This window comes from Kitasatospora sp. NPDC056138, from assembly GCF_042264695.1.
GTDB lineage: Bacteria > Actinomycetota > Actinomycetes > Streptomycetales > Streptomycetaceae > Kitasatospora.
This window is the reverse complement of the sequence record NZ_JBHJVK010000128.1, coordinates 1-10,584: the sequence shown is the minus strand read 5'-3', so window position 1 is coordinate 10,584 and position 10,584 is coordinate 1. Positions and strand designations below refer to the sequence as shown.

The following is a 10,584-nucleotide window of genomic DNA, read 5'->3' as shown; positions in this document are numbered from 1 at the left end:
CGGGATTGGTGGTCTCCGGCACCTTCTTGCGCGGCGGTGCCAGTCGCGCCGTGAGACGTCCGTCATCGGTGGCGACGGTGCCGTTCCGGCCGCCGACAGCCTTCGCAGTGGCCGTGTACATGGTCTTGGTCAGTGGAACGGTCATGCCGGACTACCCTCCGCGAGACGCCAAGCCCCCTCCACCTCGGAAAGGGCCCTCCAGTGCCGCCAAGGCGGCACGGCGCGTCGTCGTGCATAACCGGGTACGGCGCGTCTCGTCCGGGGCCGAAGCTCAGCCGCCGGTCAGAATACCCACTCCTCGCCGAGTCAACGTAGCCGACCAGGCAGCGCAGCGTTGGTCGGGCTGCTGGAGCGCCGACGCCGGGACATCGCCGAGGGAATCGTCGGGTTGAGCGTGAGCGGTTAGGGCTCGAAGAGAATCAACCTTGCGGGGTGCCTGGCAGGGCAGGCACGAAGGCCAGGATTGCAAGGTTCTTGCCGTGGTAGCGTCGCTCCGGAGGCTCGTACGTGCCTGCCCCGGACGAGATGTGCGCCGTACCCGGTCTGCCAAGACGACGCACTCATGGAGACGTCATGGGCGCACCGTCCTCGCTGATCGACTTCACTTGCCCGACGCCCCGGCCTCGTGCGCTGGATGTCCGGTGGATCCACGGCTCGCCGTCGGCCAAGCACAACACCGACCCAGACATCCAGGTCCACGCCTACGACGAGCACACGTTCATCCTTCGGCAGAACATGGCGGTCGACTACGAGGCGCCGTTCCTGTTCCTGCTGTTCGGCAACGCGCGGGCGGTGCTGATCGACACCGGCGCCACCGCATCCGCAGAGTACTTCCCCCTGCGCCAGGTGGTCGACGAGCTCATCGAGTCCTGGCTCGCCCGGCACCCCCGGCACGGGTACCAGCTGCTGGTGCTGCACACCCACCCGCACGGCGACCATGTCGCGGGCGACGGCCAGTTCACCGACCGCCCGGACACCACGGTGATAGCCGCTGACCTGGCCACCGCCTGGCAGTACTTCGGATTCGCCGAGCACCCGGATGCCGCGGCGAAGGTCGACTTGGGTGGACGGGTGCTGGAGTGTCTGGCCACCCCAGGCCACCACGAGGCGGCGGTCACGTTCTACGACCCGTGGACCGGGTTCCTCCTCACTGGTGACACGGTCTACCCCGGCCGGCTCTACATCCAGGACTGGCAGGCGTTCACCCGCACGATCGGTCGCCTGATCGACTTCTGCGACCACCGGCCGGTCACCCACGTGCTCGGCTGCCACATCGAAATGACCCGGCAACCGTGCGTGGACTACCCGGTCCGCACCGTCTACCAACCCGACGAACCCCCGCTGCAGATGACCACCGGCCACCTACGCGAGATCCGCGCAGCGCTGCAGGAGGTCTGCGACCAACTCTGCGACCAACCCAGCCGCCGCGCCTCCCCGCTGTTCGTCCTGTGCCCCGACGCATGAGCAGCACGAACAGAGCACATTCAACTCCCAACGCCCTGACCTCCTCGACTGCGAAGGCCGAAGGCCGACAAGTGACGCTGCCGCACCGAACCCGCGTCGCCTCCGACTCGGCCTTCGTCGACCCCCCGGTCGGCAAGGCCAAAGGCACAGCGGATCGTGTTCACCGGCGGTCCGAACCCGTCCCGGCCGGACCAGTTCCCGCGCGGTGAGGCCGTGCACTTCGCCGAGCACGCCGTGTCGCTCGGGGTGCCCGAGGAAGCGATCCTGCGGGAGCCGAACGCCCGCAACACCGGGCAGAACATCGCGTTCAGTCGCGAGGTGTTGGCGGGCGCCGGCGTGGCGGTGTCCTCGGTGCTGCTCGTCTCCATGCCGTACATGGAGCGGCGGGCGTACGCGACGTGCCGGCAGGTGTGGCCCGAGGTGGAAGCGGTGTGCGCGTCCACCCCGATGGACCTGCACGACTACGTGAAGACCATCGGCGACGACAAGCTCGTGATCGACAGTCTGGTGGGTGACCTCCAGCGGGTCATCGAGTACCCGAAGCTCGGCTTCGCCGTCGCCCAGGACGTACCGGAGAGGGTGCACGATGCCTACCAGCGGCTCATCACCGACGGGTTCGACAGCCGTCTTCTCACCCGACCTTCCGACCCTGGCCAGCGTCGGCCTGGTGTGCGCGATCCACCAGCCGAACCTGTTCCCCCGGCTCTCCACCGTGGCCAAGCTGGCGGCCGCCGATGTGTGGATCGTCCTGGACGACGTCCAGTTCACCCGCCGGGACTACCAGCACCGTGTCCGGATCGCTCGGCCCTGCGAGCCGGACAGCTACCGGTGGCTCTCTGTCCCGACTCACCTGCCCTACGGGCGGGCGACCTTGATCAAGGACGCCCGTCTGGTCGACCCGGCCCGCAGCCTGCGCCGGGTCGACCAGCAGCTACGGCAGCACTACGGCGGCGGGCCGCACTGGCCGCAGCTTCACCGTCGGCTGGAAGAGGTCCTGGACCTGTTCGAGGGCACCGACCGGACCGCGGTGGTCGCCGAAGCGTCGACGCAGCTGCTGCTGGCCATGCTCGGCTGGAAGGGCACGATCGTCCGCAGCAGCGACTTCTCCGTGCGCTCCGGCCGGTCCGAGCGCCTGGCCGACCTCTGCTCCCGAGTGGGGGCGGATGCCTACCTGTGCGGCAGCGGCGGGATGAGCTACCTGGCTCCCGGCCCGTTCACCACGGCCGGAGTCGAGGTGGTGCCCTTCGCTGTTCCGGAAGGGGGTGTGTGGGCGGGCAGCCGGCATGCGAGCGCCCTCGGTCCGCTGGTGGCGGCTGGGCCACGGGTGCTGTCCGCCCGTTTTCGTTCCCTGCCCGGATCAGTGGCGCGTACGACCGTGCTGACCGGGCCTGCCTCTGTGCGGGGCCGCGTCAGGTCGTGGACTGCTTGATGAACCTCGCCACACCGTCGCCGGCGGCGACGTGGACGTGAAAGTGCCGGTTGTGCTGCTCGTCGCCCAGTGAAGTGATCGCCTGGCAGCCGCCGTGCTGGTCGGAGACGAGGCGGGTAACCGCTTGGACGGCGGTGAGCAGTTCGGCGCCGGTGGCCGGATCCAGTTCGAGGAGCGACCGGACGTGCTTCTTCGGCACGACGATCACGTGCTCTGTGGCGAACCCGGGCACGGGCGGGCGGAAGGCGAGGACAGCAGACGTCTCAAGCACCACGTCAACGTTCACCACGCGCGGAATCACCTGACCGCATTACCAGTCCGGCTGATCACCGATCTGAGCCGTGAACTCGATCGCCAAGGCACCAAGTTGCTGCTTCTCAGGCGGGTAGATGCCATGTAGGGCGGCGAGGATGCCGTCCCGGTCGCTGGTGGGGTTGATCGTGGCCGGGTCCTCGTGGTCGAGGAGGGCGAGGAAGTCCGTGTAGCGGTCGATACGGACGACCTGGCAGGTGACCGGCGCGTGGTGGTCGGTGCGGAAGATGATCTGATCACCGACACGGATCGCGCTCTTCGCCAGGCTGGCGGTGCGCACTTCCACCGTCTTCGCGCCGGAGGCGACCAACTGGTGGTACTCGGGTTGGAGGTGCAGGTCGTGCGTTCCGGCCGGGCCGCGGTAGTCGGGAAGGGAGCGGCGGGCAACTCGGTCGAGGTGTCCGCGGAAGACCTGGTCCGCGTCGGGGGTGCGGCTGCTCAGGGCAACCATCGCGGTAAGAATCACGTCGCACAGCTCGGCCTGCACGTCGGCCTCGGTGTGGCTGCGGCCCTTGCGCGGGTTCGAGTTGAGGACGCCGGCCACAGCTTCGCTGACCTCGCCGACCTCCTCGCTGATCTTGAGGATGTGCATCAGCTGTGCCTGCTCAGGCGGCAGTTTCGCGTTCCTGTCCAGCCAACCGACGAGCTGGGCGATCGTGTCCCAGGGATGAGCCACGGGTGCTACTCCTTCGAACGTTGAGCGTGGTCGGCAATGCCGGTGCAGTAGCCACCGTCAGTGACAAAGGGACAGGCGATGCTGTACTCGCAGCGGAGCCTGGGTTGGGCAGCGATCCAGTGGATCCCGTGTCCACGCTCTCTAGCGCGGCCGACCGGGGGCCAGCCGGGATCGCTGCTCAGGTCCTGCGGTGCCTACCCGGGCGTTTGCTTCGAGCTGAGGGCATCATCGAGCGCATCACGCCGTCGCCGGTGATGCCGTGGAGGAATCGCTGCGCAGCGCCGTAGTCGTCGGCGATGGTCTCCGGGATCCATTCGACGCCGTTCCAGCGGAGGATGATGCGCGGAGCGTGAGGGTTGACGTGGGCCGCGTGCTCGCGGCCATCGAGCATCGTGGCCCTCAGTTCGCCGACCGGGCGCCGGACGGCTTCGCGGCGCGCGGCCCAGAGTTCCAGCGGTTCGTCCTCGTCCACGGGCTGCTCCTTCCATCGGCCAACGAGCTTAGTGGTCGACGCTCGAAATCCTTCGGGGGTTGATCACGCGGCCGGACGGGCGGAGGATTTTTCCTGCCGACGGATTGTGTGTCGGTCGAGCCGGGCCAGCAGTTCGTCCAGGTCGGAGGTGGCGAACCTCCACTGGAACGGCTGTGCCGTGGCGTTGTAGCGGTCTTCGAATGCTCGGAGTCGATCCCGGACCTCGCTGAGGTCCGTGAAGTCGTTGGGCGAGACGACCTTGCGTTGGACGATCGAGAAGAAGATCTCGATCTGGTTCGTCCAGGAGGCGTGTACGGGGGTGTGGACCATGACAGCGTTCGGAAACGCCCTAGTGAGGCGATCTATGGCCCTCGTCCCTCGGTGGGAAGAGCCGTTGTCGACGATCCAGAAGACGCGTCTGGCACTGGCGTAGGGCTCGGTGGTCATGACCTGGGTGACCAGGTTCATGAAGGGCACGATGCCGGTCTTGGGTTCGCAGCGGCCGAAGACGCGGGCGCGATGGACGTCGTAGGCGGCCAGGTAGGCCAACGCGCCGCCGCGGTCGTATTCGTGGTTGACGCGCATCGCCCGGGCCTGCCCGGGGGCCAGGGTTGGGTGGCAGCGGCAGCGCGCCTGGATGGAAGTCTTCTCGTCCGCGGAGATCACGTACTCGTCCTCGCCCAGCGGGGTGCCGTTGAAGGTGCGGGCGTACAGGTCCAGCACGCGCGCGGCCTTGGGCCGGAAGGCGGGGGCGCGTACGAAGATCCAGGACTGGTACTGCCAGGGCTTGAGCGCGTCCTGCTTGAGCCAGCGCCGCACGGTGGAAGTGGAGATCGACCCGGCGATGGACCGGGTGACCACCTCCCGGGCCAGCTCCGGACACGACCAGCGCGACAGCGGGGTGCCGGTCTCGGCGGGTAACTGGCAGGCCAGCGCCTTGACTTCGGCGACCTGCACCGCGGTGAACGAGGCCGGCCGACCGGACCGCTTGCGGTCGGCGAGGGCGGGCAGGCCGCCGGTGGCGAACCTGCCCCACCAAGTGCGCACCGTGTCCACGTGCAGCCGCGTCTGCGCGGCGATCCGGGCATTGGAGCGCCCACGAGCAGCCAGCAGAACGATGGTTGCGCGCTGCTGGGCCTGATGCGGAGTCTTGTGACCGTAGGCCATCTTCTTGAGCCGGTGGCGCTCGGAGGCGGTCAAGGTGAGCGACACGGCTCGGGCCACAGGCATGGATAGGAAGCGGCCAATCTCGGGGGAACGGTTCGGGACGGTCAACCACCTCGCGCCGACGCGCCGTCCGCTCCGCGCTCAAGGGGTGCCTGTACTGCCAACCAGGGCTCGGCACCGGTTGGAGCCGTGGTCGCTGATCGGTGCTTCCCGACAGTGGCCGATGTGTCTGGCTGCCGGGTGGGAGCGGATCCGAGGTCAGGGCAGGGTGAGAATGCGGGGGCCGTCCTCGGTGACGGCGATGGTGTGTTCGATGTGGGCGGCTCGGCTGCCGTCGATCGTGCGCAGGGTCCATCCGTCGGGGTCGGTGTAGTAGTCGTTGCGTCCTCCGGCCATGAGCATGGGTTCGATGGCGAGGGTGAGGCCGTGGCGCAGGGGGAAGCCGCGGCCGGGTCGCCCGCGGTTGGGGAGGTGGGGGTCTTCGTGCATCTGGCGGCCGATGCCGTGGCCGCCGAAGTCGGCCGGCATGCCGCAGTCGGCCTTGCGGGCGACCGTGCTGATGGCATGGGAGATGTCGCCGATCCGGTGGCCGACGGTGGCGGCGGCGATGCCGGCGTCCAGGGCCTGCTGGGTGGCGGCGATGAGTTCGAGGTCGGCGGGGCGAGGGGTGCCGACGGTGAAGCTGATCGCGGCGTCGCCGGTCCAGCCGTCGAGTTCGGCTCCGCAGTCGATGCCGACCAGGTCGCCGTCGCGCAGGCGGTAGCCGTCGGGGATGCCGTGCGCGACGGCGTCGTTCACGGACGCGCAGATCACGGCGGGGAAGGGGATCGGGGCGAAGGAGGGCTGGTAGCCCAGGAACGGAGAACGTGCTCCGGCCTTGGTGAGAACGGCGCGGGCGGCTTCATCGAGCTCGCGCAGGCGAACTCCCACGGCTGCCGCCGCGCGGGCGGCTGCGAGTGCGTGGGCCACGACGCGTCCGGCTTCTCGCATCGCCTCCAGTGCCGTGTCGGTCTTGATCTCCACCATATGTGTGACTCCCCGCGATGCGACGCTGTCCAATACTTATACCGGTATTAGTATCACAGACATGGTGAGAGTTCCTTTGAGTCCGCAAGAGCGGCAACGCGGAGAGCGCTTCGGGATCCTGCTTCGCCAGGCCCGCGGCGACCGCAGCATGGTCGACGTGGCAGCAGCCGCCGGGGTGTCCGCTGAAACGCTCCGCAAGATCGAAACCGGCCGGGCCCCGACCCCGGCCTTCTTCACCGTGGCAGCCCTGGCCCACGCGTTGAACCTGTCTCTGGACGACCTCGCCGCCGCCTGCGCGGAAGACGCCGAAGGCGGCGAGCAGGCCATGTCAGCGTGACCGTCAGGCGGGCGCCATCCGGCTGAGAATCGGATGTTCCTGGCGCGGCACGATTTGGACTTTTACGTCAACCCCCGAAGGACTTCGAGAGCCGACCACTTACTGACCTTGGCGCTTCAAGGTGATTGGCCTGTTTGCGTAGCTGACTGGCGGTCATTTGCGCGCTATGCCGTTGGTATGCGCTATGCGGATGGGGGCGGTCTGACGGCGAAGGCACGTCAGTACCGCGAGTCGGTGCGGCTGGAGGCCGCCGGGTTGTTCGAAGACGGGGTCCCGCCGAGGGAGGTGGCCCGCAGGCTGCGGGTGACCGCGAAATCGGCCTACCAGTGGCACCAGGCCTGGCGGGAGGACGGGGCCGGGGCGCTGGCTTCACGGGGGCCGGGTGGGCAGCGGTGCAAGCTGTCGGCGCGGTGTCAGGAGAAACTGGCCGAATACCTTGAGCAGGGGCCGGCCGTTCACGGCTGGACCAGGACCAGGTGTGGACCGGTGCGCGCGTGGCGACGCTGATCGGCCGCAAGTTCCATGTCTCCTACAGCGTCTCGGGGGCCACCCGTCTGATGCGCCGGCTCGGCTTCACTCCGCAGGTCCCCGTGCGGCGGGCCGCAGAACGCGACGAGCAGGCCGTGGCCGCGTGGAGGGAGGCGACGTGGGCGAAGGTAAAAGCGCCCGGGCGGCCTGCGACGGATGGCTCTGCTTCGAGGACGAAGCCGGGTTCACCCGCAGACCGCCCACAGCACGCACATGGGGACGACGTGGCAGCACTCCGGTAGTGAAGGTCTGCGGCCGCGGCTCCGGGCGGATCTCGGTCGCCGGGCTGCTCGCGATGCGACCGGGCTCGCGGACCCGGCTGTGTCACCGCGTCCTGCGACACAGCGGTCGCAAGGGCGAGCGCCGCAGCCTGTCCGAGCACGACTACATCAGCCTGATCGACGGGGTGCACCAGCTGGTCAGGGCACCGATCGTGCTGGTGTGGGACCGGCTGAACACCCACGTCTCCCATGCCATGCGCGACCTGATCGGCGCACGGGACTGGCTGACGGTGTTCGTCCTACCCGCATACGCACCCGAGCTGAACGCGGTCGAGTACCTGTGGGCCCACGTCAAACGAAGCCTGGCGAACCTCACCAGCGTTGCCCTCGACCGACTCGAAGCCCTCGTCCGAAACCGCCTCAAGCGACTGCAGTACCGCTCCGACATCCTCGATGGCTTCCTCACCGGGACCGGACTCTCTCTCGACCTCCCACCGCCATCACCTTGAAGCGCCGAGGTCAGTAGTGCCTGGGCACATTCAGGGCAGTTGCCAGAAGTTGTCGGGGGTGTCGAGCCAAGCCCGGTGGCCACTGGGGCCGACTGTGAGCCCGAAGCGGTCCGGGCCGGGTCGAGCGTTGGCGTTCCACCACCGGTGGGCGCTCTCGACTTCTTCCCACAGTCGGCGCGGGCCGTGCTGCCAGACGGTGAAGTGCTCGGCAGCCTTGGTGCCATCCCAGTCCACCGCGGCCCAGGGAGTGGCGTCGATGGTGGCCACCCAGTAGACGGACCTTGACGCCATCAACGTTCGGATCGTCGTGCACGGATGACGGTCAGCCACGCTTTGCCACCAGTTGGCTACTCGCGCCCTTGACGGCATCACTTCAGTCGGGAATCGTCGTGCAAATCCGCGCAACGGGCTTGCAAGGGGAGGCTGTCATGGAGCTACGGTTCATCGGGATCGACCCCAACACCGGAGACGACGAGTGCCCGACGGTGTGGTTCGACGCCGAGTCCGGGGAGATAGTGGTCCAGGGCTGGAAGGCCAATGAGAAGCTTCTCGCCAAGTGCCGGGAGACCGGGAGCATCCCCGACACCGAGGATGTGGTCCGGCTTCCCGCGCGCATGGCGTCGATCTTGAGGAAGGCATGCGATGCAGCCGAAGGTGCCCACGTTCGCTGAGCAGTTGGCCGCCGTACGCTCTACGGCGGTGCACCTGGAGATGCGGGACTCCTACAGCGTGACGAAGGAGGCGCAGGCGTTCGCGGCATGGCGGGACGGCTTCCGGTATGACCCGGCGGACCGGGAGTCCTGGTGGCGTCCGTGGCTGTCCACGATCGAGGAGACTGTCGGTCGGGGTGTGAAGGTTCGCCGTGCCCGGATCGTGTCCGAGCCGGTGTCGGAGTACATCCGGTTCGAGCACTCCGGGACCTTCACCAACGTCGCTGCGGGCGAGCAGATCCGCTGGCTGGCTCGGCGTCAGGTGTCGGACATTGCCCTGCCGGGCAATGACTTCTGGCTGTTCGACGGCGAGTTGGTGAGGTTCAACCACTTCACCGGCGATGGGGAGTCTGCGGGGCCGTCGTTCAGCGACGATCCTGCGGTGGCCCTGTTGTGTGCCACCGCGTTCGAGGCGGTCTGGGAACGGGCTGTGCCGCACGAGAAGTTCAGCGTCTGACCGCCCCCGTACTGAGCACGGCAGCAATGATGTCGATCTCCCCGTCCTCCAGCGTTAAGGCGGCCCGCGTGGCGCTCGCCACACGCCTCGGCGAGTTGATGCGGGACGCCGGCCTGAAGGGCGGGGAGCTATCAGTTCGCTGCGGCTGGCACGCCGCCAAGACCTCCCGCATCCTCAACGCCAAGGCAGTCCCGTCGGACTCGGACATCCGGGCGTGGTGCCGGGCCTGTGGCGCCGACGATCAGGCCCCTGACCTGATCGCCTCCAACCGGGCAGCGGACTCCCTGTATGTCGAGTGGCGGCGCATCACCCGCACGGGCCTGCGCCACGCGCAGGAAGCCCGGGTGCCCCTGTACACGCGCACCAGCCACTTCCGCGCCTACTCCTCCCGGGTGATCCCCGGGGCCTTGCAGACGCGAGGGTACGCCTGCGCCCTGCTGCGCATGGTGGCAGACGTCCGCCAGACCCCTGACGGTGTGGCTGACGCTGTCAACGCCCGACTTGCCCGCTCCCGAGTGGTCTTCGAAGGCGGGCGCCGCTTCGTCGCCGTCATCGAGGAGTCGGTACTGCGGTACCGGGTCGGCGACGAAGCGGTCATGGCCGGGCAACTCGGACACCTGCTGACGGTCATGTCGGTGCCGTCAGTGTCGTTGGGAATCATCCCGTTCACAGCGGCCCGCACCGTGTGGCCCACCGAGTCCTTCAACGTCTTCGATGACCGGCAGGCCGGTGCGAAGCTACTGTCGGCGCAGGTCACGGTGACCGCACCCAGCGACGTCGCCCTGTACACCCAGGTGTTCGCCCGGTTCGCCGGACTCGCGGTCCATGGCGCCACTGCCCGCACACTGATCACCGCCGCGATAGACACCCTCGGGTGAATCGTGCGCAAATCCGCGCAACTTCGTTGAGAACCAGGAGCGTTGGCCCGTAGCTTCTGCCAGGACCGCGGGAGCGGGCTACGCCCGCACCGCCGACCGGTTCGACGCCCTCGACGCGCGAAGGAGGCATCACGTGCTCAGCCGATACGCTCACAGGATCGCCGCACAGCCCCGAACCCTAGTAGGGCTTGGTCAGGTGTGTTCTCGCGTGGGTATGTCTCGGTGGCAGGTGGGGCAGGAGCCGGCCCAGATGGCCAGGATGATCTGCAGCTCGCGGACGACCTGGTAGAGGCTCAGGCCGCCGCCGTTTCTTTTGGGGCCCGGGCCAGCCTCCGCAGGGTGCAGAAGGCGTGGGCGAGTGCGACGAGGGTGACGTGGTGGTGCCAGCCGTTGAAGGT

The 10,584-nt window shown here is 68.2% G+C and carries 13 protein-coding genes, 2 pseudogenes and 2 riboswitches; of the genes and pseudogenes, 9 read left to right on the top strand and 6 right to left on the bottom strand.

Annotated features, from left to right (window positions below):
- Window positions 1–219: 219 nt before the first annotated feature.
- Window positions 220–282: riboswitch (guanidine-III (ykkC-III) riboswitch) on the bottom strand.
- 211 nt (window positions 283–493) lie between these two features.
- A riboswitch (guanidine-III (ykkC-III) riboswitch) is annotated at window positions 494–561 on the top strand.
- Window positions 562–573: 12 nt separating this feature from the next.
- The 3 genes and pseudogenes from ACFC1R_RS37840 to ACFC1R_RS37830 all read left to right on the top strand — a co-directional run bounded on the left by ACFC1R_RS37840 (window position 574) and on the right by ACFC1R_RS37830 (window position 2,893).
- The gene (locus ACFC1R_RS37840; RefSeq protein WP_375946270.1) at window positions 574–1,464 is read left to right on the top strand and encodes an MBL fold metallo-hydrolase; all 891 of its coding nucleotides are present in this window, start codon (window positions 574–576) and stop codon (window positions 1,462–1,464) included.
- 153 nt (window positions 1,465–1,617) lie between these two features.
- Window positions 1,618–2,100: pseudogene (locus ACFC1R_RS37835) on the top strand (YdcF family protein); the annotation flags it as partial.
- A complete protein-coding gene (locus tag ACFC1R_RS37830) occupies window positions 2,051–2,893 on the top strand; it encodes a WbqC family protein (RefSeq protein WP_375946269.1) in 843 nt (280 codons plus the stop codon). The pseudogene ACFC1R_RS37835 and the gene ACFC1R_RS37830, both read left to right, overlap by 50 nt.
- Here the strand turns inward: ACFC1R_RS37830 and ACFC1R_RS37825 are convergent.
- The 5 genes from ACFC1R_RS37825 to map form a co-directional block, all read right to left on the bottom strand.
- Window positions 2,874–3,182 (bottom strand): HIT family protein, encoded by a 309-nt coding sequence (locus ACFC1R_RS37825; protein ID WP_375946268.1) that lies wholly within the window; start codon window positions 3,180–3,182, stop codon window positions 2,874–2,876. The two genes, ACFC1R_RS37830 and ACFC1R_RS37825, sit on opposite strands and share 20 nt — an antisense overlap.
- A 21-nt stretch (window positions 3,183–3,203) precedes the next feature.
- A complete protein-coding gene (locus ACFC1R_RS37820; protein ID WP_375946267.1) occupies window positions 3,204–3,881 on the bottom strand; it encodes an ASCH domain-containing protein in 678 nt (225 codons plus the stop codon).
- A 178-nt stretch (window positions 3,882–4,059) separates the two neighbouring features.
- On the bottom strand, window positions 4,060–4,353 hold the full coding sequence (locus ACFC1R_RS37815) for a DUF6087 family protein (RefSeq protein WP_375946266.1): 294 nt from the start codon (window positions 4,351–4,353) through the stop codon (window positions 4,060–4,062).
- 63 nt (window positions 4,354–4,416) lie between these two features.
- The gene (locus tag ACFC1R_RS37810) at window positions 4,417–5,565 is read right to left on the bottom strand and encodes an IS630 family transposase (protein WP_375946265.1); all 1,149 of its coding nucleotides are present in this window, start codon (window positions 5,563–5,565) and stop codon (window positions 4,417–4,419) included.
- Between the two features lie 213 nt (window positions 5,566–5,778).
- Window positions 5,779–6,546 carry a type I methionyl aminopeptidase gene (gene map / locus ACFC1R_RS37805; protein ID WP_375946264.1) on the bottom strand — a complete coding sequence of 256 codons (768 nt, stop codon included), beginning with the start codon at window positions 6,544–6,546 and terminating at the stop codon, window positions 5,779–5,781.
- A gap of 61 nt (window positions 6,547–6,607) precedes the next feature.
- Between map and ACFC1R_RS37800 the strand changes: the two genes are divergently transcribed.
- The 3 genes and pseudogenes from ACFC1R_RS37800 (at window position 6,608) to ACFC1R_RS37790 (ending at window position 8,141) form a co-directional block, all read left to right on the top strand.
- Entirely contained in the window at window positions 6,608–6,883 is a 276-nt protein-coding gene (locus ACFC1R_RS37800) for a helix-turn-helix domain-containing protein (protein ID WP_375946263.1), read from the top strand.
- A 240-nt stretch (window positions 6,884–7,123) separates the two neighbouring features.
- Window positions 7,124–7,635: pseudogene (locus ACFC1R_RS37795) on the top strand (winged helix-turn-helix domain-containing protein); the annotation flags it as partial.
- Window positions 7,530–8,141, top strand: a complete 612-nt coding sequence (locus ACFC1R_RS37790) for a transposase (protein ID WP_375946262.1) — start codon at window positions 7,530–7,532, stop codon at window positions 8,139–8,141. The pseudogene ACFC1R_RS37795 and the gene ACFC1R_RS37790, both read left to right, overlap by 106 nt.
- Window positions 8,142–8,171: 30 nt before the next feature.
- Here ACFC1R_RS37790 and ACFC1R_RS37785 read toward each other — a convergent pair whose 3' ends face one another.
- Window positions 8,172–8,432 (bottom strand): hypothetical protein, encoded by a 261-nt coding sequence (locus tag ACFC1R_RS37785; RefSeq protein WP_375946261.1) that lies wholly within the window; start codon window positions 8,430–8,432, stop codon window positions 8,172–8,174.
- A 137-nt stretch (window positions 8,433–8,569) separates the two neighbouring features.
- Here ACFC1R_RS37785 and ACFC1R_RS37780 point away from each other — a divergent pair, with 137 nt between their 5' ends.
- From ACFC1R_RS37780 to ACFC1R_RS37770, 3 genes are all read left to right on the top strand, one after another.
- Window positions 8,570–8,812: a hypothetical protein gene (locus tag ACFC1R_RS37780; RefSeq protein WP_375946260.1), complete on the top strand. Its 243-nt coding sequence runs from the start codon at window positions 8,570–8,572 to the stop codon at window positions 8,810–8,812.
- On the top strand, window positions 8,784–9,308 hold the full coding sequence (locus tag ACFC1R_RS37775; protein WP_375946259.1) for a DUF6879 family protein: 525 nt from the start codon (window positions 8,784–8,786) through the stop codon (window positions 9,306–9,308). The genes ACFC1R_RS37780 and ACFC1R_RS37775 overlap by 29 nt, the downstream gene beginning before the upstream one ends.
- A 68-nt stretch (window positions 9,309–9,376) precedes the next feature.
- Entirely contained in the window at window positions 9,377–10,186 is an 810-nt protein-coding gene (locus ACFC1R_RS37770) for a helix-turn-helix domain-containing protein (RefSeq protein ID WP_375946258.1), read from the top strand.
- Window positions 10,187–10,584: the final 398 nt, after the last annotated feature.

Coding starts and splice junctions, on each gene's coding strand:
- ACFC1R_RS37840 (WP_375946270.1), top strand. CDS start 574: ATGGGCGCACCGTCCTCGCTGATCGACTTCACTTGCCCGACGCCCCGG.
- ACFC1R_RS37830 (WP_375946269.1), top strand. CDS start 2,051: ATGCCTACCAGCGGCTCATCACCGACGGGTTCGACAGCCGTCTTCTCA.
- map (WP_375946264.1), bottom strand. CDS start 6,546: ATGGTGGAGATCAAGACCGACACGGCACTGGAGGCGATGCGAGAAGCC.
- ACFC1R_RS37800 (WP_375946263.1), top strand. CDS start 6,608: ATGGTGAGAGTTCCTTTGAGTCCGCAAGAGCGGCAACGCGGAGAGCGC.
- ACFC1R_RS37785 (WP_375946261.1), bottom strand. CDS start 8,432: ATGGCGTCAAGGTCCGTCTACTGGGTGGCCACCATCGACGCCACTCCC.
- ACFC1R_RS37780 (WP_375946260.1), top strand. CDS start 8,570: ATGGAGCTACGGTTCATCGGGATCGACCCCAACACCGGAGACGACGAG.
- ACFC1R_RS37775 (WP_375946259.1), top strand. CDS start 8,784: ATGCAGCCGAAGGTGCCCACGTTCGCTGAGCAGTTGGCCGCCGTACGC.